The 25,811-nt window shown below is 66.9% G+C and carries 27 protein-coding genes; 12 read left to right on the forward strand and 15 right to left on the reverse strand.

Features of this window, described 5'->3' with window-relative positions:
- Positions 1-169: 169 nt before the first annotated feature.
- Positions 170-1,675, reverse strand: a complete 1,506-nt coding sequence (locus tag ACNJ7E_RS38340) for an aldehyde dehydrogenase family protein (protein WP_418342278.1) — start codon at positions 1,673-1,675, stop codon at positions 170-172.
- Positions 1,676-2,097: 422 nt separating this feature from the next.
- Here ACNJ7E_RS38340 and ACNJ7E_RS38345 point away from each other — a divergent pair, with 422 nt between their 5' ends.
- Both ACNJ7E_RS38345 and ACNJ7E_RS38350 read left to right on the forward strand, forming a co-directional pair.
- A complete protein-coding gene (locus ACNJ7E_RS38345; protein WP_280781322.1) occupies positions 2,098-3,552 on the forward strand; it encodes an APC family permease in 1,455 nt (484 codons plus the stop codon).
- A complete protein-coding gene (locus tag ACNJ7E_RS38350; RefSeq protein ID WP_283332002.1) occupies positions 3,549-4,304 on the forward strand; it encodes an IclR family transcriptional regulator in 756 nt (251 codons plus the stop codon). The genes ACNJ7E_RS38345 and ACNJ7E_RS38350 overlap by 4 nt, the downstream gene beginning before the upstream one ends.
- A gap of 35 nt (positions 4,305-4,339) precedes the next feature.
- Here the strand turns inward: ACNJ7E_RS38350 and ACNJ7E_RS38355 are convergent, their stop codons facing one another.
- The gene (locus ACNJ7E_RS38355) at positions 4,340-5,698 is read right to left on the reverse strand and encodes an LLM class flavin-dependent oxidoreductase (RefSeq protein WP_418342279.1); all 1,359 of its coding nucleotides are present in this window, start codon (positions 5,696-5,698) and stop codon (positions 4,340-4,342) included.
- A 221-nt stretch (positions 5,699-5,919) separates the two neighbouring features.
- Here ACNJ7E_RS38355 and ACNJ7E_RS38360 point away from each other — a divergent pair, with 221 nt between their 5' ends.
- The 3 genes from ACNJ7E_RS38360 to ACNJ7E_RS38370 all read left to right on the forward strand — a co-directional run bounded on the left by ACNJ7E_RS38360 (position 5,920) and on the right by ACNJ7E_RS38370 (position 8,393).
- Positions 5,920-6,777, forward strand: a complete 858-nt coding sequence (locus ACNJ7E_RS38360; protein ID WP_280781368.1) for an SGNH/GDSL hydrolase family protein — start codon at positions 5,920-5,922, stop codon at positions 6,775-6,777.
- 84 nt (positions 6,778-6,861) lie between these two features.
- Positions 6,862-7,845 carry an ABC transporter substrate-binding protein gene (locus ACNJ7E_RS38365; RefSeq protein ID WP_280781319.1) on the forward strand — a complete coding sequence of 328 codons (984 nt, stop codon included), beginning with the start codon at positions 6,862-6,864 and terminating at the stop codon, positions 7,843-7,845.
- Positions 7,846-8,087: 242 nt separating this feature from the next.
- Entirely contained in the window at positions 8,088-8,393 is a 306-nt protein-coding gene (locus ACNJ7E_RS38370) for a WhiB family transcriptional regulator (protein WP_280781318.1), read from the forward strand.
- 21 nt (positions 8,394-8,414) lie between these two features.
- Here the strand turns inward: ACNJ7E_RS38370 and ACNJ7E_RS38375 are convergent, their stop codons facing one another.
- Complete coding sequence (locus ACNJ7E_RS38375) at positions 8,415-8,957, reverse strand: PadR family transcriptional regulator (RefSeq protein ID WP_280781317.1); 543 nt, start codon at positions 8,955-8,957, stop codon at positions 8,415-8,417.
- A 46-nt stretch (positions 8,958-9,003) separates the two neighbouring features.
- Here ACNJ7E_RS38375 and ACNJ7E_RS38380 point away from each other — a divergent pair, with 46 nt between their 5' ends.
- The gene (locus tag ACNJ7E_RS38380; protein ID WP_280781316.1) at positions 9,004-9,570 is read left to right on the forward strand and encodes a peptide deformylase; all 567 of its coding nucleotides are present in this window, start codon (positions 9,004-9,006) and stop codon (positions 9,568-9,570) included.
- Positions 9,571-9,652: 82 nt separating this feature from the next.
- Here ACNJ7E_RS38380 and ACNJ7E_RS38385 read toward each other — a convergent pair whose 3' ends face one another.
- On the reverse strand, positions 9,653-10,252 hold the full coding sequence (locus tag ACNJ7E_RS38385; protein ID WP_317569026.1) for a hypothetical protein: 600 nt from the start codon (positions 10,250-10,252) through the stop codon (positions 9,653-9,655).
- Between the two features lie 24 nt (positions 10,253-10,276).
- On the opposite strand from ACNJ7E_RS38385, the gene ACNJ7E_RS38390 reads away from it, so the two are divergent.
- The gene (locus ACNJ7E_RS38390; RefSeq protein WP_418342280.1) at positions 10,277-11,896 is read left to right on the forward strand and encodes a protein kinase domain-containing protein; all 1,620 of its coding nucleotides are present in this window, start codon (positions 10,277-10,279) and stop codon (positions 11,894-11,896) included.
- On the opposite strand, the gene ACNJ7E_RS38395 is transcribed toward ACNJ7E_RS38390, so the two are convergent.
- Positions 11,874-12,308, reverse strand: coding sequence for a response regulator transcription factor (locus tag ACNJ7E_RS38395; RefSeq protein ID WP_280781314.1), 435 nt, complete (start codon positions 12,306-12,308; stop codon positions 11,874-11,876). The genes ACNJ7E_RS38390 and ACNJ7E_RS38395 overlap by 23 nt on opposite strands.
- 54 nt (positions 12,309-12,362) lie before the next feature.
- Complete coding sequence (locus ACNJ7E_RS38400; protein WP_418342391.1) at positions 12,363-13,904, reverse strand: GAF domain-containing sensor histidine kinase; 1,542 nt, start codon at positions 13,902-13,904, stop codon at positions 12,363-12,365.
- Between the two features lie 257 nt (positions 13,905-14,161).
- Here ACNJ7E_RS38400 and ACNJ7E_RS38405 point away from each other — a divergent pair, with 257 nt between their 5' ends.
- Positions 14,162-14,395, forward strand: coding sequence for a hypothetical protein (locus ACNJ7E_RS38405; protein WP_280781313.1), 234 nt, complete (start codon positions 14,162-14,164; stop codon positions 14,393-14,395).
- On the opposite strand, the gene ACNJ7E_RS38410 is transcribed toward ACNJ7E_RS38405, so the two are convergent.
- The 7 genes from ACNJ7E_RS38410 to ACNJ7E_RS38440 all read right to left on the reverse strand — a co-directional run bounded on the left by ACNJ7E_RS38410 (position 14,392) and on the right by ACNJ7E_RS38440 (position 21,456).
- Positions 14,392-14,991, reverse strand: coding sequence for a condensation domain-containing protein (locus ACNJ7E_RS38410; protein WP_280781312.1), 600 nt, complete (start codon positions 14,989-14,991; stop codon positions 14,392-14,394). The genes ACNJ7E_RS38405 and ACNJ7E_RS38410 overlap by 4 nt on opposite strands.
- 19 nt (positions 14,992-15,010) lie before the next feature.
- Complete coding sequence (locus ACNJ7E_RS38415; protein WP_280781311.1) at positions 15,011-15,673, reverse strand: TetR/AcrR family transcriptional regulator; 663 nt, start codon at positions 15,671-15,673, stop codon at positions 15,011-15,013.
- An 89-nt stretch (positions 15,674-15,762) separates the two neighbouring features.
- Positions 15,763-16,905: an acyl-CoA dehydrogenase family protein gene (locus ACNJ7E_RS38420; protein ID WP_418342281.1), complete on the reverse strand. Its 1,143-nt coding sequence runs from the start codon at positions 16,903-16,905 to the stop codon at positions 15,763-15,765.
- An 11-nt stretch (positions 16,906-16,916) separates the two neighbouring features.
- Positions 16,917-18,596 carry a class I adenylate-forming enzyme family protein gene (locus ACNJ7E_RS38425; protein ID WP_283351421.1) on the reverse strand — a complete coding sequence of 560 codons (1,680 nt, stop codon included), beginning with the start codon at positions 18,594-18,596 and terminating at the stop codon, positions 16,917-16,919.
- 26 nt (positions 18,597-18,622) lie between these two features.
- Positions 18,623-19,357, reverse strand: coding sequence for an SDR family NAD(P)-dependent oxidoreductase (locus tag ACNJ7E_RS38430; RefSeq protein ID WP_280781309.1), 735 nt, complete (start codon positions 19,355-19,357; stop codon positions 18,623-18,625).
- A 29-nt stretch (positions 19,358-19,386) separates the two neighbouring features.
- Complete coding sequence (locus tag ACNJ7E_RS38435) at positions 19,387-20,181, reverse strand: enoyl-CoA hydratase-related protein (RefSeq protein WP_418342282.1); 795 nt, start codon at positions 20,179-20,181, stop codon at positions 19,387-19,389.
- A gap of 123 nt (positions 20,182-20,304) precedes the next feature.
- Positions 20,305-21,456 (reverse strand): acyl-CoA dehydrogenase family protein, encoded by a 1,152-nt coding sequence (locus ACNJ7E_RS38440; RefSeq protein ID WP_418342283.1) that lies wholly within the window; start codon positions 21,454-21,456, stop codon positions 20,305-20,307.
- Positions 21,457-21,597: 141 nt separating this feature from the next.
- Here ACNJ7E_RS38440 and ACNJ7E_RS38445 point away from each other — a divergent pair, with 141 nt between their 5' ends.
- The 3 genes from ACNJ7E_RS38445 (at position 21,598) to ACNJ7E_RS38455 (ending at position 24,034) form a co-directional block, all read left to right on the forward strand.
- Positions 21,598-22,548, forward strand: a complete 951-nt coding sequence (locus ACNJ7E_RS38445; RefSeq protein ID WP_280781306.1) for a hypothetical protein — start codon at positions 21,598-21,600, stop codon at positions 22,546-22,548.
- Between the two features lie 132 nt (positions 22,549-22,680).
- Positions 22,681-23,292 carry a TetR/AcrR family transcriptional regulator gene (locus tag ACNJ7E_RS38450; RefSeq protein WP_005250938.1) on the forward strand — a complete coding sequence of 204 codons (612 nt, stop codon included), beginning with the start codon at positions 22,681-22,683 and terminating at the stop codon, positions 23,290-23,292.
- 91 nt (positions 23,293-23,383) lie between these two features.
- Positions 23,384-24,034 carry a TetR/AcrR family transcriptional regulator gene (locus ACNJ7E_RS38455; protein WP_418342284.1) on the forward strand — a complete coding sequence of 217 codons (651 nt, stop codon included), beginning with the start codon at positions 23,384-23,386 and terminating at the stop codon, positions 24,032-24,034.
- Here the strand turns inward: ACNJ7E_RS38455 and ACNJ7E_RS38460 are convergent.
- Entirely contained in the window at positions 24,031-24,498 is a 468-nt protein-coding gene (locus ACNJ7E_RS38460; RefSeq protein ID WP_280781304.1) for a DUF6069 family protein, read from the reverse strand. The two genes, ACNJ7E_RS38455 and ACNJ7E_RS38460, sit on opposite strands and share 4 nt — an antisense overlap.
- 181 nt (positions 24,499-24,679) lie before the next feature.
- Between ACNJ7E_RS38460 and ACNJ7E_RS38465 the strand changes: the two genes are divergently transcribed.
- Positions 24,680-25,219, forward strand: coding sequence for a nitroreductase family deazaflavin-dependent oxidoreductase (locus ACNJ7E_RS38465; RefSeq protein WP_280781303.1), 540 nt, complete (start codon positions 24,680-24,682; stop codon positions 25,217-25,219).
- Here the strand turns inward: ACNJ7E_RS38465 and ACNJ7E_RS38470 are convergent.
- Positions 25,197-25,757 (reverse strand): TetR/AcrR family transcriptional regulator, encoded by a 561-nt coding sequence (locus ACNJ7E_RS38470; protein WP_280781302.1) that lies wholly within the window; start codon positions 25,755-25,757, stop codon positions 25,197-25,199. The two genes, ACNJ7E_RS38465 and ACNJ7E_RS38470, sit on opposite strands and share 23 nt — an antisense overlap.
- Between the last annotated feature and the right edge of the window lie 54 nt (positions 25,758-25,811).

Below are 25,811 nucleotides of genomic sequence, written 5' to 3' on the forward strand. Positions count from 1 at the left end.
GGTTTCCTTCGACTTTCACGAGGAGAGGGCCTGCGTGGAGGCTCCGCGGTGAGCTCTGGGACGAGCATGCGACTGCGGGTTGTCGGCGCAGTTGCCGAAGCGTCACAGTTCGTCGACAGCAAATGAGAACGCACGCAGGACGATTCTCATTCGGGTCCGGTCGAGGAATCTAGAGGGCGATGTTGACGGACTTGCTCTGGGTGTATTCGGCGATGGCGCCTTCACCGAGTTCGCGTCCCCACCCGGACTGCTTGTAGCCGCCGAACGGAAGCGCCGTGTCGAAGGCATTGTGGCAGTTCACCCACACAGTGCCCGCCTTGATCTCGGCGGCCACCTCGTGGGCGCGGGACACGTCCCGGGTCCACACGCTGGCGGCGAGGCCGTAGGGGGTGTCGTTGGCGGCCGCGCGGACGCCTTCTTCCCGGTTGAACGGCACCGCCACCGCGACCGGTCCGAAGATCTCCTCCTGGTACACGCTGAAGTCACGGTTCACGTCGACCAGCAGGGTGGGCTCCACGTAGAAGCCGGTGTCGCCGTGCCGCTGCCCGCCGGAGAGCGCGCGAGCACCGTCGGCGAGTCCGGCGTCGATGTATCCGGTGACCTTGCCCAACTGCTCCTCGGAGATCAGCGGGCCGATGTCGTTGGTGGGGTCGAGTCCGGGTCCGATCTTCTGGGACTTCGCGAAATCGGCTACACCGGAAGTGAATTCGTCGAAGATCCGGTCTTCGACGAGCAGGCGCGTTCCGGCCGTGCAGGCCTGGCCGTGGTTGAACAGGAAACCGCCGGCCACGCCCGGGATCGCGGCCTCGAGGTCGGCGTCGGAGAAGATCACCTGCGGGCTCTTGCCACCGAGTTCGAGGGACACCTTCTTCAGGTTCCCCGATGCGGCAGTGACGATCTTCTTTCCGACCTCGGTCGAACCGGTGAACGCGACCTTGTCGACGTCGTCGTGGCTCGACAGCGCCGCGCCGATGTCGCCGAAACCGGTGAGCACGTTGAACACGCCGTCGGGGACGCCGGCCTCGGCGATCACCTCGGCGAGGAGCAGCGCGGTGAGCGGTGTCTGCTCGGCAGGCTTGAGAATCATGGTGTTCGCGCAGGTCAGCGCGGGTGCCACCTTGAACGCGGCCATCACCAGCGGGAAGTTCCACGGGATGATCTGTGCGCACACACCGACCGGTTCACGGGTGGTGAAGGCGTGGAAGCGTGCTCCGGGCGCCCACGGCACCGACACGGGGATGGTGCGGCCTTCGATCTTGGTGGCCCAGCCGGCGTAGTAGAAGAAGATCTCCGCCGCCCACGTCACGTCGACGGCCTTTGCCACCGCTACGGACTTGCCGTTGTCGATCGACTCGAGCTGTGCGAACTGATCGGCCCGGGCCAGAATCCCCTCGCCGATCTTCCAGAGGATCCGCTGACGTGCCGCGGGGGTGAGCGAGCGCCACGGCCCGGACTCGAAAGCCCGCCGGGCCGCCGCTACCGCCCGGTCCACGTCTTCGATTCCGGCGTGCGGCACTGTCGTGATCACCTGTCCGGTGGCGGGATCGACCGTCTCGAACGTCCTGCCCGACGCGGAGTCAACCCATCGGCCGTCGACGAACATGCGCTTCGGCGACGAAACGAAGTCGACGACCCGGGGGTCGAGTCCGGCTGGGGTGTGAACGACTGCAGTCATCATGTCCTCTTCGATGGAGTGAACGAATCTGTGAATGAATCCGGCTTCTGCAGAACACTTTTGGCGGAAGTTTTCGCCTCGTCGTGCTGCGGCCTGAACCCACGATAAACCCCGAATGTGTCGCCGGTCACTACTAAATCCGGATGGGAATCAGCGACTGCGTCATTCTCATTCGACTTTTCCGGCCACGGCGGCGCCGATTCTCATTCCGGCTTTTCGGGTTGGTGCAGCTGATCCGCCGTGTGCGCCGGCGCAGGCTCCGGAATCGGGAACGAATTCTCCGGCCATTCTCATTCGAGGTGATCGAAAATTAATTCCGATCGGCGCATCGCGCTCGTCTCCTGCGCTAGCGTGCAACTCATGCAGCCCCGGGTTGATCACTCGCGCGGGGCCGGCCGGAAAGTGTGGAGAGCAGGTGCGTGGTGTCCGGTACACCGAGAATCAGAAGTAGATCACCGGTCGCCGGTCTCGAGCGGGCGCGTCTGAGTTTCGTCCAAGTGCTCGGGCAGTCCGTTTCCGCGGTCGCACCGTCGGCCGTGATGGTCACGCTGCCTGCTCTCGTCATACCCGACGCGGGCCGGGCGACCATTGCGGTGTTCGTCGCGGCGGCGATTCTGATGACGGCGGTCGGCTACTGCATCGGACAGTTCGCCACCCGGATGGTGGCCGTCAGCGGTCTCTACAGCTACATCGTGAAGGGACTTGGGGCGGTGCCCGGTTTCGGCGGGGGCTGGTCGCTGCTCGTCGGCTACGCGGCCGCGGCCATGGCGAGCACACTCGGTGCCGCGAGTTACCTCGCCGCGCTGCTCGGCCGAGTCGGGCTTCCGGCGGGGTCGCCCCTCATCGCGGTCCTCGCGGCGATCGTCGGACTGCTCGCCCTTCTCCTCATGGTCCGGGGCGTGCAATTGTCGGCGCGGATCATGCTCGCCATCGAGGTCTTCGCAATCGTGGCCGCCTCCGCCGCGCTGGTGGTCGCGTTCGTGCAATCGGTCCGCGAGGGCGCGACCCCGTCCGCGGGCGGCGCGAAGTCAGGATCCGCGGTCGGGTTCGCCGTGCTGCTCGCGATCACGTCGTTCGTCGGATTCGAGAGTGCGGGCACGGTGGCGCGGGAAGCCCGCAACCCGTTCGTCGCCGTCCCGCGCGCCATCCGGTGGACCCCCATCGCGCTGGGCGTTCTGTACGTGTTCGCGGCCGCCCTGCAGTTGCCGGAGCCGGTGCGGCAGGGAGTCGACTCGCTGCCGATCGTCCTCACGCTGCCCGACACGTCCGGCGCAGGTTCGTCGGCGCTGTCGATCGTCATGGAACTCGGCATCACCGCCTCCTGGTTCGCGTGCGTCCTCGGTTCGACGACGGCGCTGTCGCGCACCCTGTTCGCGATGGGCCGCGAAGGGGTGGTTCCGAGCGTGTTCGGCCGGACGCACCACCGGTTCCACACTCCGCACGTGGCATTGACGGCGGCGATGCCGGTCGTGGTCGCGGTGCCCGTCCTCTACCTGTTCGTCAGCGGTTCGAGCCGCGACGTCCTGATCGGACTCCTCGCCGTGTCCGCCCACGGTTACGTCCTCGCGTACGTCCTGCTGTGCGTCGCGACGCCGGCGTTCCTCCGGCGGATCGGCGAACTGACTCGGCTTCCCCTGATCGTCGGCGTGCTGACGGCGACGGCGATGGTCGCCCTCGTCGGGTGGGCGGCGTTCTCGCGCACATATGTCGCGGGCGCGGCGACCGCCGTCTACGTGCTTCTGATGCTTGTCGGCGCCGCGGTCTTCGCGATCCGCGCCAGGAGATCCCCCGGAATCGGAGAACGGATGGGTGTGTACGACGAGGCCGTGGCCGACGACCTGCTGGGCCGGTACCGCCCGTGGGAGGTCCGCCGGTGAGCCCCGACGACAGGGCCCTGTCGGGGCGGCAGCCGAAGGCCGTCACCAGCGCGCTGCGGGTGCTCGAGGAAGTGGCCCGCGCCGGCTCGGGTGTGACCGCGAAAGACATCGCGGCCCGCCTGTCGATGCCGTCGGCGACCACGTATCGACTGCTCAACATTCTCGTCGGCGAAGGCTATGTGGTGCGGCTCCCCGATCTGTCCGGGTTCGCGCTGGGCCAGAAGATCGGGATCCTCGTCGACGCCGCCGTCGTGCCCACCGTGTGTGCGGCGGCGCGTGAGGTTCTCGCCGAACTGCGACTGTCGGTGCGCTTCGGGGTCCACCTGTTCTACTACACCAACGTCGCCGTCCGCACGGCCGACGCCGACCCCGAATACCCGCCGCCGGAGGACGAATCGTTTCTCAACCAGCACCTCTACGCGTGCGCAGTCGGCAAACTCCTTCTCGCGGAGAAGTCGGAACTCGAATCCGTGATTCCGCGTTGGGAGCCGCGGGCGCTGACGGCCCGCACGATCGTCGCGCGGAGCGAACTCCTCGCGAATTTGGACCTGATCCGAAGCCAGGGCTTCGCCACCCAACTCGCCGAGCTCCGGGACGCGTCGGCCTGCGTGGCCGTCCCCGTCCGGTCCGGAACGGGGTCGCTCGTCGGCAGCCTGGCCCTGTCGGGACACGTCGATCACGAACACCTCATGCTGCGCCACGTCCCGTCGCTGCGGGAGCACGCGGAGCGGCTGGCACCGCTGATGGCATAGCGCTCAGATCCCACCCGGCGAGGTAGCCGCCGACGTCAGGCGCCGACGGCCACTCCGCGCGGTGCGGGAGTGAGACTCGCGCCGCCCAGACCGAGGTGGTCGCGCAGGGTGCTTCCGGTGTAGTCGGTGCGGAAGAGTCCACGCCGCTGCAACTCGGGAACGACGAGGTCGACGAAGTCGTCGAACGACCCCGGCGCCTGGGCCGCGGACAGGATGTACCCGTCCGCCTCCCCGCCGAGGAATCCTTCCTCGATCTGATCGGCGATCTGCGACGCCGTCCCGACGAACTGCGGCAGCAGCACACCCTGGGCATACAGCTTGCCGATGTCGCGCAACGTGAGGTCGTCCTCGACGCTGAGCCGGCGCGCGACGTCGAACAACCCCTGGGTGCCCGGCACGACGACATCCTCGATCGGGGCGTCGAGGTCGTACTGCGAGAAGTCGTGATCGGTGTGCACCGACAACGTGATCAGGCCGGAGGTGGGGTCGGCGAGTTCGTTGTGGAACGCCTGCTTCTCCCGTGCGATCGACTCGGTCTCCCCGACGAACGGCACGAACGACGGGAAGATCTTGATGTCGTCGGGGTTGCGCCCGAAGTTCGATGCACGCGACTTCACGTCGTCGTAGTAGGCCTTGCGGCCCTCACTCGTCGGGTCGATCTCGAAGATCGCCTCCGCCCAGCGGGCAGCGAAGTCCTTACCGACCGAGGAGGACCCGGCCTGGATGATCACGGGACGGCTCTGCGGTGAGTGCGGCACCGTCAACGGTCCGCGCGTCTTGAACCACTCGCCCTCGTGGTCGACGGTGCGCACCTTGTCGGGATCGGCGAACACACCCGACGCCTTGTCCTGCACCAGGGCGTCACGATCCCAGCTCCCCCAGAGCTTGAATGCGACCTCCAGGAATTCCTGGGCGCGGTCGTACCGCTCGTCGTGACCGAGGTGGTTCTCGATGCCGAAGTTCTGGGCCTCCGCCTGATTGAGCGAGGTGACGACGTTCCAGCCCGCCCGGCCCCGGGACAGGTGGTCGAGGGTGGCGAAGATCCGCGCCACCTCGAACGGGTGGAAGTAGGTGGTGGACTTGGTGATCGCCAGACCGATCTTCTCGGTTACGTTGGCCAGGCCCGCCGCCACCAGCGAGGGGTCGATGGTTGCCGACGCCTGCGTTCCACTGCTCAGCGGGACACGGATGTCGTTGCCGTATCGAACGGGTGTGGCGAGGAGATCGGCGAAGAACAGGAAGTCGAACTTTCCGCGTTCGAGTGTCTGCGCCACGCGCCGGTAGTAATCGGGTCCGAGGTAGTCGGTCTCCGACGCCGGGTGCCGCCACGCGGCGTGGGAGTGGGTGACGTGCGAGGCGATGAGGAAGCCGGCGAGGTGCAGTTCACGAGACATGGTGTGGCTCCTTGATCGTCGGAAGTCTTAGTTCAGCCTTCAACAACGCGGCGATGGATGTCACCGATTGGACTCAGCGTGACGCGAAGTCCGCGACTTTCGCAGACTCGCATGGAGCCGAGTCCGTCGAAGTCAGGCGATATCCGGTGCGCGGAAATAAGATGAGTGATGACGAAAAACCCGCCGGTCCCACACCATCCGGTCGTCCTCGAAGCGTTCCCGTGAAGTCGGCGCTGTCGGCGGTCCTCGCCGGGTGCGTGGTGGCGCTCGCACTCCCGTGGTCGCACGTCGCCATTGCCGACGCCGCGCCGGACTCCGCCATCCGGTACGTCGCGTTGGGTGATTCGCGGGCCACCGGGTCGCCTCACGACCCGCTGTCGATTCGAGACGGCTGTTTCCGCACATCCGACGCGTACCCGCAGATCGTCGCCGACACCCTGCACGCGGAATCGTACGTCAGCAGGGCGTGCGCGGCAGCAAAGACCGAAAACATCACGGAAACACCACAATTCACCATCACCGGACCGCAACCACCGCAGATCGGGGCACTCCGGCCGGACACGACGCTCGTCACCGTCAGCATCGGGGGAAACGACATCGCGTGGTCATCGTTGGTGGAGCCCTGCTACACGCTCGCCCCGGGGCTCGACGCGACCTGTCGCTCCGACGCCACCACGGCACGGCGCATGAACGACGCTCTCACCGTGCTCGGCCCGAAGGTGTCCGCCACCCTGGCTGCGATCACCGAGAAGGCCCCCGCTGCGACCGTGCTGCTGGTGGGGCACGGCGGCATCTTCGGCGACCGCGGTTGCTGGCCCTATATCCCCACGAGCGATGCTGACGCCGCCTTCGTGGTGCAGTTCTTCGTGAGTATGAACAGCGTTCTCGCCGGCGCGGCACGGAGTAACGGCGCGTACTTCGTCGACGTGGCCGCCGCCGCGGTGGGGCACGACGCGTGCGCTGGATCCGATCTACGGTGGTTCGAAGGCCTCGTCCCCCGATCGTTCACGATGCCCCTGCACCCCACGCACGAAGGACTGAGGGCGATGGCATCGCTCGTCGTCGCGGCCCGTCCATGACCTGCATCGCGGAATCCGGCTTGCGCCATTCCCCGGAGCGGTTAGCCTGCCCTTACAACGTCGTGGCGAGGTGAGGAGTGACGGATGCGGGTTGCAGGGATCATGGCGGCGGTTCTCTTGGTCGGAACGGTGGTCGCCGGGTGCGCGTCATCCGAGACGGACTCACCCGCGACCTCCGCGAGCAGTGATGCCTTCCCCGTGACCACGACGGGCGCGCTGGGGTCGGCGACGATCGACGAGCGCCCGGACCGCGTCGTCGCGTTGAGCTGGACCGACGCCGACATTCTGCTGTCGCTCGGCGTGACTCCGGTCGCAATCGGGAAGGCGCCGAACGAGTCGGGCGTGCAGCCGTGGACGGCGGATAGTCTCGGGGACGCCCACCCGGCCATTCTCCAGGGTGTCAACACCAATGTCTCGGTCGAAGAAGTCGCCGCACAGGCTCCTGATCTCATCGTCGCCACCAAGTCATTCGGGCTCGACACTCAGTACAGCCAACTCTCGGAACTGGCTCCCGTCGTGCACTATGCCGACACCCCCTCGGCCGAGACCTGGCAAGACGCGACGCAGACGATCGCCGCCGCGCTCGGTATCTCCTCGCAGGGAGACGACGTGGTGGCGCAGACCGAATCGGCTATCGACGACGCCGCCGCCGCCCACCCCGCCCTCGACGGCAAGACCTACACCTTCTTCGTGGGACCGCAGCCCGACTCGACGTACGTCGTCAATTCGACCGACGACGCCGGAGCGAAATTCCTGGACCAATTGGGTTTGACGCTGACCCCGTTCGCCACGGCGCAACCTGTCAGCAATATCCCCGGGCGAGCCCAGATCAGCAATGAACTGCTCGCCGACACCGATGCCGATCTCATCCTGGCGACGAGTTCCAATGGCGCGTTGGAGAGTGTGGAACAGCAGCCGGCATTCCAGTCGCTCGGCGCTGTCGAGCGCGGCGCATACGTGCCGCTGGCACCGACGCTGGCGCAGTCGATCGCCTTCCCCTCACCGCCCAGCCTCGATTGGGCACTGGGACAGGTGGTTCCACTCCTCGACTCCGCCGTGCAACGTTAACGACCTCGGAAGCCACTCCCGACACACTCGTCAATCCGTCCGCAAGCACGTCGATGCACCGCCGCACCACTGGACATCCGACCCAGTGGCGCAGTCGTGTGGTCGTCCGGTATACCCTTAAACAGGCCGTCCGGTTTGTTAACGGGATAGCTCGTAACCGATACCGACGCTCACACGAAGAACATCGATATCTGTTTCCCGCCACGCGGTTCTGTTCCACGGGCGGGAACGGAAGGACCGAAGTGCTGTTGGCAGAAACGTCACGAACACCGGCCCCCGTGGCCGCACCCGATGCCGAGGACTGGCGCGAGCTGGCCTCGTGCCGCGGGGTCGCATCGTCGGTGTTCTTCTCTCCCGACGGCGAGCGCGGTCATGCCCGCGCCCGTCGCGAAGCGAACGCCCAGCAGATCTGCCAGGACTGCCCTGTGCTCGCCCAGTGCCGCGACCACGCCCTGGCAGCCGACGAACCGTACGGAATCTGGGGCGGGATGACCGAAGCCGACCGCAGGCGGCACGCCCGCCGACTCCGCTCCGACAGCCGCCGTTGACCGGTTCCTCCCCTCCGCGGATCACCGTGCCTCCAGCTTGTCGATGTCGGCGAGCACTTTCTTGTGCCAGGCGATCTCGGTCTGGATGCGCATCTTGGCGTGGGCGACGATGAGATCGTCCGCCGCACTCTGGTCGGGCCATCGACGATCGAGCTGGTGATCGAACTGCAGCTCGCGTGCCGCGAGGACCGCGATGCGGTCCTCGACGTAGCCGCGAAGTACTTCTCGGTCGAGATCCGCGCTCACAGCCAGGGCGAGGTCGACGGGGTCCGGTTTGAGTTCGAACTCGGTGAACGCCTCGTCACGAAGCACTCGAAGCTCCCTGGCGCCTTCCGCCGTGATCTCGTACACGGTTCTGGCGGGCAGCGCACCGTCCTGCTCTGTTCGCAACGGCCGGATCAGACCCTCGTCCGCGAGCCGATGCAACGCACCGTAGAGCGACCCGGGCTTCACCTGTGACCACAATTCGGCTCGATCCAGACGCGCGTCGCGACGCAGCTGGTGACCGTGCATGGGTCCCCGCTTGGCGAGAGCGCCGAGGACGAACAGCCGCGTGGGATTCATGCCATCAGTTCTACCGGAGTACTCATATTTGAGTACTCTCTTTCGCATGGCTATTCGACCGATCCTCATTGCCGGAGACACCAGACTGACCACACCAGCGGTGCCGGTCACCGCGTTCGACAGCGCACTCGCCGCCTTCGTCGACGACCTCTACGAGACCAACACCGCAGCTCACGGGGCCGGCCTGGCCGCCAACCAAGTCGGAGACCCGAGAGCGATCTTCGTGTACGACCTGATCGACGACACCCGACGGCATCGAGGGCACGTCATCAATCCGGTACTCGAGACTTCACCTCTGCCCGAGACCATGCCCGACCCGGACGACCTCGAGGGATGCCTCTCCGTTCCGGGCGAGCGTTACCCGACGGGCCGGGCCGACTGGGCGCGAGTGGTCGGCGTGGACATCGACAACAACCCGATCTCCGTCGAGGGCACCGGTTACCTGGCCCGCTGCCTGCAGCACGAAACCGACCATCTCGCCGGGCATCTCTACCTCGACCGGCTCATCGGACGCAATCACCGGGCCGCCCGCAAGATGATCAAACGGCGTCAGTGGACCGGCCCCGGCAACACGTGGGTACCCGGGGCGGACCGTGATCCTTTCGGTTGGTGACAGGCATGCCGTCCGTCACGAGGTCGATGGACTTCAGCGCCGCGGCGGCGATGGGCACGATCCGGCCGGGCGCCGAGGCCGGCTAGAACCCACCGTGGCCGCCGAAGTGACCGAAGTGACCGAAGTGACCGAAGCCGCCGAATTCGCCGAACCCGCCGTGGAAGGGCCCCACATCCTCGCGTCCGGGTCCGATAGGCCCGGTCGTTCCCGGCCAGCCCCACGGGAAACCCGAATCCGGAAGGTCCGTCACAGGACCCGCATCCGGCACGACGCGGGCGGCAGGAGTAGCCACATCGGGTACTGTTGCGGCGGAAGCAGTTCCGGCACCGAGGGCGACCAGGGGTGCGATTGCGGCTACGGCGACCGCCGCGCGGAGTGCGAACTTGCTCATTGTTCTCACCTTCATTTTCTTTCTGTGCCGCACCGACTTGTGCGGTGCAGGTGATGGGTTGATGATCGAACGACCATTGATGTAAATCGTCGTGGAAACGGGGCCCGGCGTCGCCACTGCCAGCAGGAGCTTCCGGATGCCACCAGCGCCAATCTCGGTCTTCCAGGTAGCTGCAATTCCATGACCGCTCGATGTGTGCGAGGCCGCGTCATGGCATGTCGGGCCCGGCACCGATGACGTATTCTCGAAGTCGGTCACTTCGACGGTGATCGCGCGCTTTTCTTTTCTCACGGACGGCGAAACTCGGGGTCGACGATGGCCGAATTCCATCCTCCGGCGACGCGGTCCGATCCGCTCGGGACGATTGCGGTAGAGCTGGCCGCGGCCGGCTTCGACGATGCCCACGAAGTCGGACGTGGCGGTTTCGGAGCGGTCTACCGCTGCTGGCAGCGCTCCCTCGAGCGCACTGTTGCCATCAAGGTGCTCACTGCCGCCGCACTCGACTCGGACAATCTCGACCGATTTCTCCGCGAACAGCACGCCATGGGCAAACTGTCCGGGCATCCCAACATCGTCAGCATCTTCCAGAGCGGCACCACGGAATCGGGCGCACCCTACATCGTGATGCAGTACCACCCGCGCGATTCCCTCAACGCGCTGATCCGCGAGGCGGGCCCGCTGAGCTGGCAGGAGTCGCTGCACATCGGGGTCAAGATCGCCGGGGCACTCGAGACGGCACACCGACGAGGCACCCTCCACCGCGACATCAAGCCCGCGAACATCCTGCTCACCGAATACGGGGAGCCTCAACTCACCGACTTCGGCATCGCGCGAATCTCGGGTGGCTTCGAGACCGCCACCGGCCTCATCTCCGGTTCCCCCGCGTTCACCGCACCCGAGGTACTCCAGGGACAGACCCCCACACCGGCGTCGGATCTCTACAGCCTCGGGGCCACGCTGCTGTGCGCGCTCAACGGTCACGCCCCCCGAGCCGAGCAGACGGCCACTCAGGTGCCGCAGACCACCGACGGAACGTTGCCCGGTGCCACGCAGACCGACATACCCGCCGACGTGCGCTCCGCCGTCAACCATGCGATGGCGGGCAACACCGAGGATCGTCCCGCGACCGCCGCCGAGTTCGGGCAGGAACTGCGGCGGATCCAACGCCGCCACGGCCTGACCGTCGACGACATGGCCGTGCCCACCGACACCGGCGACGACCACGCCCGCGAACACCCACAGTCGGCTCGGGCACCGGCAAGTTCGGAGACCCGTCCGGCGCCGACCAGGCTGCGCGTGATCCTGGCCGAAGACGACGTCCTGCTCCGCGAGGGTGTGGCGAGCTTGCTCACGCGCTCCGGCTTCGACGTCCTGGACCAGGCCGGCGACGCAACCACACTCCTCGACCTGGTCCGGGCGCGAGCGCCCGACCTGGTGATGGTCGATATCCGGATGCCCCCGACCCACACCACCGAAGGGCTCGACGCAGCCCGGGCGATCCGCGACGAATTCCCCGAAGTCGGCATCCTGGTCCTGTCGGCGCACGCCGACGTCGAACACGCGATGGAGCTACTGGCCAGCGGCCGGGGAATCGGCTACCTGCTCAAGAGCCGGATCACCGACGTGGACGATTTCATCGATACTCTCCAGCGCATCGCCGCGGGGTCGTCCGTCGTCGACCCCGCGCTGGTGCAGGAGTTGGTCTCCGCCCGCAGGCGCAACGACCCGCTCGCCGCACTCAGTGCGCGGGAGCGGGAGGTACTGGCCCTCATGGCGGAAGGACGTTCCAATGCCGGCATCGCCCGCCGGCTGTGGGTCACCGAGGGCACCGTCGAGAAACACGTGCGCAGCATCCTCACCAAACTGAACCTCCCGGAGACCGGCGACGATCACCGACGAGTACTCGCGGTCGTCACCTTCCTCGAGGCCCGCTGACCGGGGCCACCCGCTCCCCTTCGGTTCCGTCACCGGCGCGGAGCACATCCCGGATGGCATCGGACGACAGATCGGACTTCGACACGAAGCCCACCGCGGGGCTCCCGGAGATCAACTCCGCCAGGTCCTGCTCGGCGTGGGTGGAAATCAGGATCACCGCGGCCGGGTGCGCCTCGTCGTGGAGCCGCTCCGCGAGGTCGAATCCGCTCTCCGGTCCGAGTTCGACGTCGACGAGGATGACGTCGGGCTGCAACTCCGTGGCCGACCGGACCGCGTCGGCAGTGTTCGACGCCGTACCGACCACCGGGATCCCCTGCTGCTCGAGCAGTCGCCGGGCAATGTCCAGAAAACGTGGGCTGTCGTCGACGATCACGCACCGTAGACGACCGAGTTGCAACACCATGTGGTCCATGGTCGACCGGGTACCTGCCGGTACGCATTCCCGCTAGCAGGTAAATCCTCCCGGTCACTCGCCGGCGACCGGGATGGTGATGTCCAGCGTGGTCCCCTGACCGGGCGGGCTCGTGATCTGCATGTGGCCGCCGAGTGCCTCGACACGGTCCTGTAGTCCCATGAGCCCGGAGCCCGCACCGGACGAGGCACCGCCGACGCCGTCGTCCCCGATCACCACGTGCAGAGTGCCGTCCTCCGCCCGCAGGGACACATCGACCTCGGAGGCGTGGGCGTGCTTGGCGGCATTGGTGAGCGCCTCGGCGACCACATAATAGGCGGCCACCTCGACCGATTCGGTGAACCGGCCCTCGATCGCGACATCGAGAGCGACGGGGACTGCGGAACGACGAGCCAGCGTCCGCACCGCCGATCCCAGCCCGCCCTTCGACAGGATCGCCGGATGGATTCCGTGCGAGAGTTCCCGCAGATCCTCCGACACGCCTGTGAGCCCCGACGCGATGGCCGACAGCTGCTCCCGCACGTCCACCCACTCGGCCGGCACCGACGCCTCCGCCAACCGCACCTCGAGTCCCAGCGACACCAGCCGCTGCTGGGCCCCATCGTGCAGGTTACGTTCCAGGCGACGCCGCGCGTCGTCGGCGGCCGCGACGATCCTGGCCCGCGAGGCGATCAGTTCGGCACGGGTCGCAGCATTGGCGATCGCGGTCGCGACGAGATCGGCGAAGTCACCGAGTCGGGTCTCGGTGTCCGCGGGCAGCGGCTCGGTGCGCCGCGATCCGACGATCGCGGCGCCCCACACCCGTTTGTCCACGACGATCGGGACTCCCACGATCGATCCGAAGCCTTCCGCACGAATGCGGGTGGCAACTGCCCCACCGACGTGTGCGTGGTTGTCGATCCTGGCGCCGTGGCCGGTGCGCAATACGATCGCCCCGACGTCGTCGCCCTCCGTCGAGATCGTGTCTCCGGTGACGGGCATCCGAGTTTCCCCCGGCTCGTATCGAACAGCGACCAATGTCCCGGTTCCGTCTCCCTCGTAGCGAATCAGCACGGCGTCGACCACATGCAGCCAGAGCGCGAGTTCTTCGGCCACCGCCGTGAACACCTCGGAGGGGCTCTCCCCACGGGCCGCCAATGTCGCCACCCGGCGCAGTGCGGCTTGGTGTTCGGCGAGGATCGCGAGTTCGTCCCGGCTCGCCTCCGCCTCCCGGCGGCGCAGAACCGCTTCCGCGGTGCGCAATCTGGCCTGGCCCGCCATGAGGTTGGCCACCAGCGCGACGGGCAGGAACACCACGACGGCTACCCAGTCGCCGGGTTTGGCCGGAAGCAGCGTGCCCTCCACCTGCAGGTGAAAGTAGACGTAGATGACGGCGCTCACCACTGTCGTCAGCACCGACAGCGCGAATCCCCACCGAGCCGAGACCACCAGAACCCCGAGCAGGAACACCGCACCGAAGGCGTTCTGCGGTGCCACCTTGTTCAGCTGATGCACCACAACGGTCTCCACGGTGATCACGGTGGCGGCGACCACGATCCCCAACCACAACGGAGGGGTGGTCGGTCGCACCAGGAGCGATATCAGACGCGCAGGCAGTTGGCGCGCGTCCGAATCGAAAGCCGCCCGGGGGGACGCCGCGCCGCGCCGGGACAGCGCTCCGATTGACCGCCGTGACCACTTTCGCGTCATCGTGCATGCTCGGATCAGTCGTGGGGTTCGCGGACAGACCTCGATGAGCATCATATCGAGCTGCCTGTCCGGTCTCACCCGATCGAGTTCCCGTCACTCGGCTGACACCCGCCGATGTCGCTACGCTGGGCCTAGGCCGATGCAGTAAACCTTGGGAGGAAGCGGTGGTAGCCGTACAGATACAGGTGGGCGATCTGGTGCAGGCGTCCGGTCACGCCGGTCCCTGGCTGGTGGTCGAGCTCAGCAAGGGCATGGCGTCGCTGCAGCATCCCGACGGACATCGGCTCTCGGTTCGGACGACCACCCTGTCCGTGGTGCACAAGGCGACGAGCCCGGCCGGTGAGGTCGAACCGGCCGACCGGGAACAGCCGGGAGAGGCCCCCACCCTCTTCGACTAGTCGACGATGGTGGTGACGATCGAGGTGACAGCCGGGGTCCGCGGCGTCGAGCCGAACCCGAAGCGGACGGGCGGATCCACGGGCCGCAGCGGGCCGAGGTCCCGGCCGCGCCAGGATGCGGACATTCCCACCAGCCGCCGCTGATCGACGGCGCCGTAGTACTCGCGACGCCCGTTGCCTGCGGTGCCACGGGTGCGCACACCACGGAGAGCGGCGCGGGCGATCGGGTCGCTGACCACACAGAACCACGGTGCACTCGCGACGGCCCGCGGGATCAGGTTCAGCAGGCGCCCGAGCGCGGTGCGGGCGCCGACCTCGACGCTCACGCGCAGGTCCCCGGCCTCGACAGTCCGAGTGCCGCCGGAGCGCGAGCGCCGCACAGGCGAGATCACGGTTTCGTCGAAGACGTACGTCGCGGTGACGAAGTCGCGGACCGCGTCCGACGGGGCGAGGAGCACGCGGTGACCGTCGGCGAGTTCGACCATGACATCCGTGAACTCACCGAGCGGCGATCGCGACCAGTGTCCGACGACGATGCGCACGCCCGAACCGGTACCCAGGCCCGTGATCTCCCCGTCGAACCGCCATCTGGTCATCCGGCCAGCGTATGCGCGGTCACTCCGTCAGGTGTCGGTACGCGGCGGCGCTCCGGTCCGACAGCACGGCGCGGAGAATGAATCGTGTTTGCGCCGTAACGTATTGGTCCACCGTGTAGCGGGCAGCGAAGTGCCAGTGCTTGAGCGCCCACCCGTGCGCGAGCATCATCATGTCGAACGTCGTCAGGTCGACGTCGAGATCGCTCGCGATACCCGCGGCAATCGCGGCGTCGAGGGCGTCGTGGAGCGGCTTGGACGTCGCCACCTCGAGTTCCTTGATTCGCTCACGCCCATCCTGGTCGAGTGTCCGACTCTCCCGGTACGTCAGCACGACGGCATCCAGATTCTCGTCGACGATCTCCACATAGCGCCGGAACCCGGCCACCAGCCGCTCGACGGGGTCGGTGCCCGCTGCGTCCATCGCGGGCTCGAGCTGATCGCGGAAGGCGTCGAGGATGTCGACGATCGTGGCGAGGAGGATGTCCTCCTTGCCACCGAAGTACTTGTAGATCAGTCCGACACTCACCTGGGCCTCGTCGGCCAGTGCCTGCATGGACATCTGGTGGAAGCCGGTCCGCTGCATCACCGTGACCGCGGCGTCGAGCACCTGGCGTCGCCTCGAGCTGACGCGGACGGCGCGGACGGCTTCGTCGAGTGAAACGGCGGACGTGTCCTTCGCCATGACAGATGACCTCTCCTTGCTGGCAGAACCTGCGGTGAACGAGTATTCACAGTATCCCGCGCGGGGCCGGAACCGCAGTCCGGCCCGCGTCAGATACCGAGATCCTTCGCCACGATGGTCTTCATGATCTCGGTGGTACCGCCGTAGATCGTCTGGATCCGGGCGTCCACGAACGCGCGCGCCACCGCGTACTCGCGCATGTACCCGTAGCCGCCGTGCAACTGCAGGCAGCGGTCGGCGACGCGAACCTGCAGTTCGGTGGTCCACCACTTGAGCCGCGCCGCACGGGCCGGGGTCAGCTCTCCGCATACGTGCTGCCGGATGCAGTCGTCGAGATACGTGCGGGCCAGATCGAGTTCCGTGGCCAGTTCCGCGAGAACGAACTGGGTGTTCTGGAAACCGGCGATCGCCTTTCCGAAGGCGCTGCGTTCCTTCACGTATTCCAGGGTCTGCTCGAGCACGCCCTCGGCGGCCGAGACCGCGCCGACGGACAATGACAGGCGCTCCTGCGGCAGATTGTGGACGAGCTGATAGAAACCCTGCCCCTCCTCGCCGAGGAGGTTGGCGACCGGCACGCGCATGTCGGTGAACGTCAGCTCGCTCGTGTCCTGGGCGTGCAGCCCGATCTTCTCGAGGTTGCGGCCCCGGGAGAACCCCGGTGTGTCCGATTCGACGACGAGCAGCGAGAGCCCCATGTGTTTGTCCGCAGACGTGCGCACGGCGACGACGAAGAGCGTGCCGTTCTGACCGTTGGAGATGAACGTCTTGCTGCCGTTCACCACGTAATGGTCGCCGTCGCGCACTGCCGTGGTGCGGATCCCGGTGAGGTCGCTGCCGGTGCCCGGCTCGGTCATCGCGATGCCGAGAATCGTTTCACCGGTGACGGTTCCGGGAAGCCAGCGTGCTTTCTGCTCCTCGGTCGTCATGTCCGTCAGGTATGGCAGCACGACGTCGTTCTGCAGGGAGAACGCGATGCCCGCGGCGGCGGCGCCCGCGCGACTGACCTCGTCGACGACGATCGCGTTGTAACGGAAGTCCTCGACGCCGGGGCCACCGTAGGCTTCGGGAACCGGGAAACCGAGCAGCCCCTGCTTACCCGCGTCGGTGAACAGTGCCGGGTCGAGGCAGCTTTCACTTTCCCACTGCTCGTGCCGCGGGACGATCCGCTCGCGCACGAAGCTGCGGACACTGTCCCGGAACTGGTGGTGCTCGGACTCGAATTCGATGGTCATGACGGTGTCCTTTACGAACTGAGGGTGTGGGGTGCGCGGGCACTCGGGACCACGAATGCCCCGCTCTCGAATTCCCGGCGCGCGGTATCGGTGGCCTTGTAATGCAACTTCTTTCCCGTCGCCGACATGGGCAGTGACTCCACGAAGCGGTAGGCGCGGGGGCGCTTGAACTGCGACAGCATCGGGTGCCTGCGGCAGAAGTCGTCCAGATCGTCCGCGGACGGGACCGGTGCGGTGGTGACGACGTACGCGACGACGACCTGCCCCCACTTGTCGTCGGGAACCCCGACCACCAGCGAATCCGTGACCGACGGATGTTCGCCCAGTGCTTCCTCGATCTGCACGGGGTGCACGTTCTCGCCGCCGGACAGGAGCATGTCGTCCTTGCGGCCGACGATCGTCACGAACTCCTTGTCGTCCCACGTGGCCAGATCGCCGATGTGGAGCCAGCCGTTCCGGAATTTCTGCCTCTCCTGTTCCGGGGCGTCGAAGTAGGCGTTGGCGCCCTTCGGTGAGCGGACGATGACCTCACCGATCTCGGTGCCGTCCTTGGCTACCGTCTCGTGAGCGTCGGCGAGGCGGTCGTCGAACAGCCTGACCACGGCGACGTCGTCGTCGATGCAGGCCCGCCCGGCGGTCCCGGCCATCTCCGGCAGATCGGTGGGCCGGAGAAAGGTGTTCCAGAATCCCTCGGTGCTGCCGTACCCGTTGAAGATGCGGGGATTCAGCACCTTCTGATAGTGCAGTGCCGCTTCCCGTTCGAGGGGCGCGCCCATCGTCACGATGCCGTCGAGGGTCGACAGGTCCCGGGGCTTCTTCTCCTGTGCGCGAGCGAGCATCGCCAGGTTGGTCGGGGCACCGATCAGGAACGTCAGCCCGTATTCCTCGACATAGTCGAGGGTCACGTCGGCGTCGAAGCTGCGCTGCGCCACCAGCGAGGCGCCGAGATAGAACGTGGGATTCGGCCCGGCGCAGTACAGTCCGCCGCGGTGGAACCACGGAGTCATGTTCAGGGTCTTGTCTTCCGCTGTCAGCGGGAAGTGCATGATCACGTCGTGGGCGCTGAAGATCTCGATCATGCTGTTCAGCGGAACCCCCTTGGGCATGCCGGTGGTTCCGGACGTGAACAGCCGTGTGGTTTCGTCCCACACCGTGCGACTCACGTTCGGCGGCGACGCCGACTCTGCCACGAGTTCGTCGAACCGGATCACCTCGAACCCGTTTCTCGGCAGCGGTTCTCCGGGTCCGACGGCGACGACGAGAGCGGGTTTGTGTGTGGCGCGCGACAAGGCGTCCCGCACCATCTCGCCGATCTCGGTGTCGTAGACGAACACCGTGGGGCGGTTCGCGTCGAGGATGCACGCCGTCTCCCCGGATGCGAGACGGAAGTTCATCGGCGCTCCGACCGCATCGCAGGCCTGCCCGGCCAGGTACAGCTGGGCGAATTCGGGACCGTTGAACAACTGGTAGGCCACGACGTCGCCCGGTGCGACGCCGGCGCGGGCGAGCCCGGTGGCGAGCCGGTCGACGCGATCGCCGAGTTCGGCGTACGTCCAGCTCTCGCCGGTCGACGGGGACTGCATCGCGAGTCGATCGGCATACCGGTGGGTGTTGCGCCGGAAGCCGTTCAGATAGGTGAAGTCGTGCTCGAAGTACTGACGATAGGCGTGGGCATCGTATGTGTACGTCATGATGAGTCCTCCGTCCCGGTACCCGGTCAGCCGGCCATGGTGAGGCCACCGCTGACGCTGATCACCTGGCCCGTGATGAACGATGCGGATTCGGACGCGAAGAACAGGACCGGCGCCGCCACTTCCTCCGGGCGGGCGAGCCGCCGGAACGGAATGGCCTTCACCAGAGCCTCTTTGAGCTTCTCGGCCTGAGCCTGGAACAGCGGGGTGTCGGTCGGGCCGGGGCACACGCAGTTGACGTTGATGCGGTATCGGGCCATCTCCCGGGCGAGCGACTTCGACAGCGCGATCACGCCCCCCTTCGCACCGGCGTAGATGCTCTCCCCCGCACTGCCGACACGGCCGGCATCGCTCGCGAGGTTGACGACGCGCCCGCCGTTCCCCGCCTCCACCATGCCGGGGAGGAACGCACTGCACATGTGCACGGGCCCGAGGTAGTTGATGGCGACGACCTTCTCCGCGAATTCGGTCGTGGCGTTGAGGAACTGGTCGGTGCGGTCCCATCCCGCCGCGTTGACGAGGACGTTCGCGACGCCGACCTCGGCCCTCACCCGGTCGCGCAGGGCGTCGACCTGCGCCCGGTCGGCGACGTCGACGGTCATCGGAAAGAGCCGGTCGGGCCGTTCGGCTGCCGTCTTCTCCGCGGCCTGCAGGTCGAGGTCGGCGACGACCACCGTGTCGCCCTGCTCGGCGAGCGCGAGGGCGATGGCCCGGCCGATGCCGGATCCTGCGCCGGTGACCACTGCGATGGTGTTGCTCATGGTTTTTCCCACTTCCCGTGCTGTCGGACTCAGGCGTTCACGTACTTGGTGAAATCGGGCTTGCGCTTCTCCGCGAACGCCGCCGCACCCTCGAGACCCTCGGGCGAGTGCATGAACAGGTCCAGCGCAGACATTGCGAGGTTGCTCAGTCCGGCCTGGTGATCGGTGTCGGCGTTGAACGACTGCTTCAGGAAACGCAGGGTGGTGGGGCTCTTCTCGGCGATCTCCGCGGCGACGGCCTTGGCCTCGTCGAGCAGTCGGTCGGCGGGGACCACCCAGTTGACCAGGCCCCACCGTTCCGCGGTGACGGCGTCGTACTGGCGGCAGAGGTACCAGATCTCCCGGGCGCGCTTCTCGCCTACGACTCGCGCCAGGAACGCGGACCCGAAGCCTGCATCGAACGAACCGACGCGGGGACCCGCCTGGCCGAACTTCGCGGTCTCGGACGCGATGGTGAGGTCGCAGAGCACATGGAGCACATGCCCCCCGCCGACCGCGATTCCGTTCACCGCCGCGATGACGGGCTTGGGGACGTCGCGGATCAGCTTGTGCAGGTTGCCGATCTCGAACATTCCGCTCTCGGTCGGGCCGTAGTCGCCGGTCTCCGCGCGCTGCTTGACGTCGCCGCCGGTGCAGAACGCCTTCTCCCCCGCACCGGTGAGGATGATCGCCTGCACCGCGTTGTCGGCCCACGCCGAGCGGAATGCCTTGATCAGCTCCTCGACGGTCTGGCCACGAAAGGCGTTGTAGCGCGCGGGTCGGTTGATCGTCACGACGGCAGCCGGGCCGTCGACCTCGTAGGTGATGTCTTCGTAGTCGGTCACGGTGATTCCTCTCCTGGACTGTGCAATGAGGGCATGTTCATGAAGTATGAATATCGATTCGATGTAAATGAATGTGTATTCACGCCGAAGTGGGTGTCAAGGGTCACTCGACGCTCGGTGGCGCTAGAGGAAGGCGCTGACCCCGGTCTCCGCACGGCCGATCAGCAGTTTCTGGATCTGACTGGTACCCTCGTAGAGCGTCATCACCCGCGCGTCACGCATGTACTTGGCGACGGGATATTCGTCGACATACCCGTACCCCCCGAAGATCTGAATTGCGTTGTTGGCGGCACGAACCGCGGCCTCGCTGCAGAAGTATTTCGCCTTGGACGCTGCCGTCCCGAACGGTTCACCGCGCTCGATCAGGTCGGCCGCCCGCCAGGTGAGCAGCCGCCCCGCGTCGGCGTCGACGGACATGTCGGCGATCAGGTCCTGCACGAGTTGGAACGAGGCGAGCGGACGGTCGAACTGCGTGCGCTCGCGGGAGTAGTCGACGGCGGCCTCGAGGCAGCCCTGAATGATTCCGACGCAACCCGCACCCACCGAGACGCGCCCCTTGTCCAGTGAGTGCATCGCGATGGAGAAACCCTGCCCCTCGGATCCGAGCAGGCAACCCGCCGGTACGCGCACGTCCGTGAAGGACAATTCGGCCGTCGCCTGCCCGCGCAATCCGAGCTTCCCGTGGATCTCGCGCGAGTCGAACCCCGGGGTGTCCGTCGGAACCAGAAAGGCCGAAACCCCTTTGGGCCCCGGACCTCCGGTGCGCGCGAACACCAGGCACAACTTCGCCCACGTGCCGTTGGTGATGAAGATCTTGGAACCGTTGATGACGTAGTCGTCGCCGCTGCGTACCGCCTTGGTCTTCAGGTTGCCGGGGTCGGAACCGTTGTCGGGCTCGGTGAGCCCGAAACAGGCGAGCGCCTCACCGGACGCGATGCGGGGAAGCCATTCGTGCTTCTGATCCTCGGTGCCGTGCGACAGGATCACTTTGCCCACGAGCCCCATCGACACCGACACGATGCCCCGGACCGCGGAGTCCGCCCGGCCGAGTTCCTCCATGCCGAGGCAGTACGTGATGTAGTCGCCGCCGAGGCCGCCGTACTCCTCCGGAATGGTCATGCCGAAGAAGCCGATGTCGGCGAGCTTCTCGACGATCGCGGTGTCGACCGATTCGGCGCGGTCCCACGCAGCGCGGTGTGGGACGACCTCCTTGTTCAAGAAGTCGCGGGCCAGCTGCCGGAACACCTTCTGCTCCGCGGTCAGTGTCAGGTCCATGGATGCTCCTCGATGCCGTGTTGAATACACGATCACTATTTGTGAGTCACTACTCACTTCAAGTGAAGATATATTCACTCCGGGGTGTCGTCAACCCCCGAGCACTGGCCCGGTGCCGCATCGGCTGAGTAGGCTCGACTCATGCCGGTCACCTGGTCGGACGAGGTCGATGACGTCATCGGCGGCGATCTGACCTGCGGGTTCGCGTACATCACGCCCGCAGGCGGGGCCGTGGTGACAGCGGTGGCGCCCCTCGGGCTGCGCGACCGCGAGCGGGGAACGGTCGGCTTCACCACCTCACTGGGGTTCGGCCGCAAGCTCGAACGCATCACCGGTGAGCCCCGGGTCGCGCTCGCCTACCACGCCCGCGAGCACGGGATTGGCGACTCCACCAATCAGCGCTATGTGCTCGTGCAGGGAGACGCGACGTTCGATCCCACCCCCGACCCGGAACTGCTCGACGAGATCGGCCGACGCTCGGTCCCCTACGCGGGCGAGCCACGCCGAGGCGTGTTCTGGGACCGATGGCTCAGCGCGTACTACTCCGACCGGGTACCGGTGACGGTCACGGTGACACGTGTCATCGCCTGGCCCGACCTGCACCTGACCGGCCCGCCCGAGGTGTTCGGCGCACCGTTACCCGCGGTGGACGCGGAACCCCAGCCCCCGCCGAAGAAGGGCACCGGCCCCCGCGTGGATGCGGCCAAGACCGGGGAACGCGCGGCGAAGCTGTCGCACCGGCTGCTCGCCTACCGTCAGGCGGACGGATATCCGGCCGTCGTACCGGTCGACGTGAGTTCTGCGAGCAGCGAGGGCGTGCGCCTGACGGTGCCCGCAGGAGTGCCGCAGGGCGGCCGCCGCGCAGGGCTGCTCGCCCACGCCTATCGCGCCCAGCTCGTCGGACTCGAGTCGCGTCAGAACTCCGGCTGGATCGAGGTCACGGGCACCGAGGCGCTGTACGCACCCCATACCCAGACCGGGTTCGCGGCGCCGCCGAACAAGACCCTCCTGCTCCTCGCCAACGGTTTTCTGGCCCGGCGGGGGTTGGCGAAGGCCCGCAAGGAGGGCCGGACCCAGGCCACCGGCGCCTGATTCGGACGTCATACGTGGTTCACCGCCGACGCGTCCGTCGCGGTATTCTCGCCTCAACCGAACCTTCGGTCGGCTACCGTGTATGTCGGCGCACCGATGCGGTGGAGTTCTGCACCTGGAAGGATTGCGCGCATGACTACGGCACGCCCCGCACGGAAGACCGGATCGCCCGGACGTCCCGGCTACGACCTCGACTCGCTGCTCGCCGTCGCAGTCAAGGTCTTCAACGACAAGGGTTACGACGGCACCAGCATGGAGGTGCTGGCCCAGCGCCTGGGAATCACGAAGTCGTCGATCTATCACCACGTGTCCGGGAAGTCGGAGCTCCTCGAACTGGCACTGTCGCGGGCGCTCAACGCCCTCTTCGCGGTCACCACCGAGGAGAAGGCCACAAGCGGCAGGTACATCGACCGTCTCGAATACCTCGTCCGCCGCAGCGTCGAGGTCCTCGCCGCCGAGCTTCCCTACGTGACGCTCCTGCTGCGCGTTCGCGGCAACACCGCGGTGGAGCGTCGCGCGCTCGCCCGCCGCCGCGAGTTCGACGCGTTCGTCAGCGATCTCGTCGTCGCGGCGGCGGAAGAGGGAGACCTGCGGCCAGGCATCGATCCCGCGCTCACCAGCCGGCTCGTGTTCGGCACGGTCAACTCGCTGATCGAGTGGTACCGTCCGCGCACCGGCGGGACGGTCGCCGACCTGGCGGACGCCGTCGTCGAGCTGACGTTCGACGGGCTGCGTCGCACCTGACCTGTCAGGCATTCCAGTCCGGCCTGCGCCCGAGGTACCGCAGGACCGGGGCCTCCCCGATCGTTACCGGGATCGATGAGACGATGACGAAGTGACCGACAGCGACAACCCTCGTGGAGCGCCGCGCAAATGGCGTGGCCGGGAGCCGGCCGACCGCCGCGCCGCGAGGCGTGCGGCACTGATCGAGGCCGGCCTGCAGATCATGGGAACCGAGGGAACGGCAGCGACGACGATGCGCGCGACCTGCCGACAGGCAGGCCTCACCGAGCGCTACTTCTACGAGAGTTTCGACAATCGCGAGGCGCTGCTCGTCGCACTCCTCGACCACGTCGTCCTGGGCGCGAGGGACACCCTGCTCAGGGCTCTCGAGACGGGTCCCGACGATCCGGGCGAACTCGTCCGCCACGTCGTGAAGGCGTTCACCGGCTACATCGCCCAGGACCGGCGGCGGGGACGCATCATGTTCGTCGAGTCGCAATCCGTGCCGGAATTGGCCCAGCGCGGCGACCAACTCGTCACCGAGTTCACCACTCCCATGACGGCGGCACTGACAATGCTGGGTGTCGACGGCGCACCCCGCGACGCCGTCAACACCCAGCTGAACGCGATTGCCCTGTTCGGGGCGATCGCCTTTCTGTACCAGCGCTGGCTCACCGGCAGCCCGAAGATCTCGCAGAAGCGGATCGTCGAGCACATCGCACTCACCATCGAGGCTCATGCGCCGGTGAACAGCACCCCCTAGACGTGCGCGGCGCGAACCAGCGGTCGCCGCATCGCTTCCAGGCCCGCGACGACCGCCGCGGCGATCACCACGTGCATGACCGAGAGCGCAATGGTGCTGGCGGTGTCGAAGTCGGCCTGAATGGTCAGGGCGATCGTCGCGAGCGGCAGCAGGGCGCCGATCACTTCGGCCGGCCGGATGATGGCCACCCATTTCAGCGAGATCAGCGCGGCCAGTGTCATTCCGATCAGTATCGGAACGACCGTCAGGATGACGACGCCGCCGGGCGCCACGCTGCTGGTCTTGCCGGCATCAGTCATCTCGAACGAACCGCCGGCAGCCAATCCCAGCAGCCAGATCACCAGGTTGGGGACGAGCGCGCCGATCGTCGTCGCGGCGATCGCCCACGGGCGGCTCAGTTCGAGCGTCATCGGGTTGATCCGTGAGGTCGTGGTTGCAGAAATCGTGGTTCCGGTGCTGGACATGTTCATTTCTCCCTGTCGAGTGGCTCGAAGTGCTACTGACCGATCCTGCAACCTCAACCATTGTTTGGGTCAAGGCTTGAAATCGAGGTCTTGTCGGTGAGACCTGAACGGGTAGACCCGGGGGGATCGCAAAACTCATCGCGGTCGGCCCCGGTCGGTCATCTGAGGGAAGATGGCGACTATGAACTCTGCCCCCACCACACCTCCCCGACCGCGGGGGCTCCGCAATCCCCTCCGCATACTTGCGCGCTGGCTCGGCACCCGCGAATGGGTGATGCGGATGGCGCCGATCATCATCTGGCTGGAGTCGCACCTGCGCGCGTGGACCGGCAACCGGGTGAGCCTGATCGGCATAGCCGGACTGCAGTCCGTGCAGGTGACGGTCCCGGGACGCAAGAGCGGCACCCCTCGCACGACGGCCCTTCTGTGCATTCCGTACGGGGACGGGTACATCGTCACCGGCTCGAATTGGGGACGTCCCGAGCATCCGACGTGGTCGGTCAATCTGCGTGCGGCGGACGAAGCCCAGGTGAAGGCCGGGTCGCACGAATCCCGGATGAGCGTCCGGATGATCACCGGGGACGAACGCGAGAATCTCTGGAAACTGGTGGTCGACTACTGGCCCGGCTACCTCATGGAGCATCGACGGTCCGGCGGACGTGAGTTCCGGCTGTTCGTGCTCGAGCCCACGCGACCGACTACGGAGTTTCGCGAATCCTGAAGACCGGCTCCACGAAGCGTTCGACGGCGTGACGCTCGGCGGCCGCGTCGCCCAATGGCCAGGTCAACAGCGACAGGACGACGCGCACGATCCACCCCGCCGCCTCCTCGTCGGGCGCGATGCGGGTGAGAGAGATCGCCACCCGGCCGAGTTCGGGTGCGCGGGCCAGGTACTCGTCCGTACTTCTCGACCGTGACCCGGTGAACCACCGGGCCAGCGTCGGCTCGGCGCGGATCGCGGTCACCGACGCGAGTATCGCCTCGACGATCCGCTCCGAGTTCTCGAACGGTTCCAGCGACTGCTCGACGTGGTCCGCCACGGCTCCGGCGGCGCGGGACATCACGGCGTCGACGAGCGCCCGCTTGCCGCCGACGTAGCGATAGAGCGTCGCGCGCGAGCACCCTGCCCGCGCGGCGACCTCGTCGACACCGACGCCGTCGATGCCCCGCTCGCGGATGAGGTCGGCCGCGGCGGCGTGAATCCGCTCGACGGCGAGCACCCGCCGGTTGCCGCCGGTCAACCAATCCGCGTGTTCCATCCGCGCCGCCGTCCGAAACGTCGTTGCCCTCTTGTCTCACAGTGAGACGGATAC

Source organism: Rhodococcus mengyinensis (assembly GCF_048381435.1).
Taxonomy (GTDB): Bacteria; Actinomycetota; Actinomycetes; order Mycobacteriales; family Mycobacteriaceae; genus Rhodococcus_F; species Rhodococcus_F opacus_D.

What these genes read in the sequence shown, in the direction of transcription:
- ACNJ7E_RS38340 (WP_418342278.1), bottom strand. Translation starts at nt 1,675, where the DNA reads ATGACTGCAGTCGTTCACACCCCAGCCGGACTCGACCCCCGGGTCGTC.
- ACNJ7E_RS38355 (WP_418342279.1), bottom strand. Translation starts at nt 5,698, where the DNA reads ATGTCTCGTGAACTGCACCTCGCCGGCTTCCTCATCGCCTCGCACGTC.
- ACNJ7E_RS38365 (WP_280781319.1), top strand. Translation starts at nt 6,862, where the DNA reads ATGCGGGTTGCAGGGATCATGGCGGCGGTTCTCTTGGTCGGAACGGTG.
- ACNJ7E_RS38375 (WP_280781317.1), bottom strand. Translation starts at nt 8,957, where the DNA reads ATGAATCCCACGCGGCTGTTCGTCCTCGGCGCTCTCGCCAAGCGGGGA.
- ACNJ7E_RS38380 (WP_280781316.1), top strand. Translation starts at nt 9,004, where the DNA reads ATGGCTATTCGACCGATCCTCATTGCCGGAGACACCAGACTGACCACA.
- ACNJ7E_RS38390 (WP_418342280.1), top strand. Translation starts at nt 10,277, where the DNA reads ATGGCCGAATTCCATCCTCCGGCGACGCGGTCCGATCCGCTCGGGACG.
- ACNJ7E_RS38395 (WP_280781314.1), bottom strand. Translation starts at nt 12,308, where the DNA reads ATGGACCACATGGTGTTGCAACTCGGTCGTCTACGGTGCGTGATCGTC.
- ACNJ7E_RS38410 (WP_280781312.1), bottom strand. Translation starts at nt 14,991, where the DNA reads ATGACCAGATGGCGGTTCGACGGGGAGATCACGGGCCTGGGTACCGGT.
- ACNJ7E_RS38415 (WP_280781311.1), bottom strand. Translation starts at nt 15,673, where the DNA reads ATGGCGAAGGACACGTCCGCCGTTTCACTCGACGAAGCCGTCCGCGCC.
- ACNJ7E_RS38420 (WP_418342281.1), bottom strand. Translation starts at nt 16,905, where the DNA reads ATGACCATCGAATTCGAGTCCGAGCACCACCAGTTCCGGGACAGTGTC.
- ACNJ7E_RS38425 (WP_283351421.1), bottom strand. Translation starts at nt 18,596, where the DNA reads ATGACGTACACATACGATGCCCACGCCTATCGTCAGTACTTCGAGCAC.
- ACNJ7E_RS38430 (WP_280781309.1), bottom strand. Translation starts at nt 19,357, where the DNA reads ATGAGCAACACCATCGCAGTGGTCACCGGCGCAGGATCCGGCATCGGC.
- ACNJ7E_RS38440 (WP_418342283.1), bottom strand. Translation starts at nt 21,456, where the DNA reads ATGGACCTGACACTGACCGCGGAGCAGAAGGTGTTCCGGCAGCTGGCC.
- ACNJ7E_RS38445 (WP_280781306.1), top strand. Translation starts at nt 21,598, where the DNA reads ATGCCGGTCACCTGGTCGGACGAGGTCGATGACGTCATCGGCGGCGAT.
- ACNJ7E_RS38450 (WP_005250938.1), top strand. Translation starts at nt 22,681, where the DNA reads ATGACTACGGCACGCCCCGCACGGAAGACCGGATCGCCCGGACGTCCC.
- ACNJ7E_RS38460 (WP_280781304.1), bottom strand. Translation starts at nt 24,498, where the DNA reads ATGTCCAGCACCGGAACCACGATTTCTGCAACCACGACCTCACGGATC.
- ACNJ7E_RS38465 (WP_280781303.1), top strand. Translation starts at nt 24,680, where the DNA reads ATGAACTCTGCCCCCACCACACCTCCCCGACCGCGGGGGCTCCGCAAT.
- ACNJ7E_RS38470 (WP_280781302.1), bottom strand. Translation starts at nt 25,757, where the DNA reads ATGGAACACGCGGATTGGTTGACCGGCGGCAACCGGCGGGTGCTCGCC.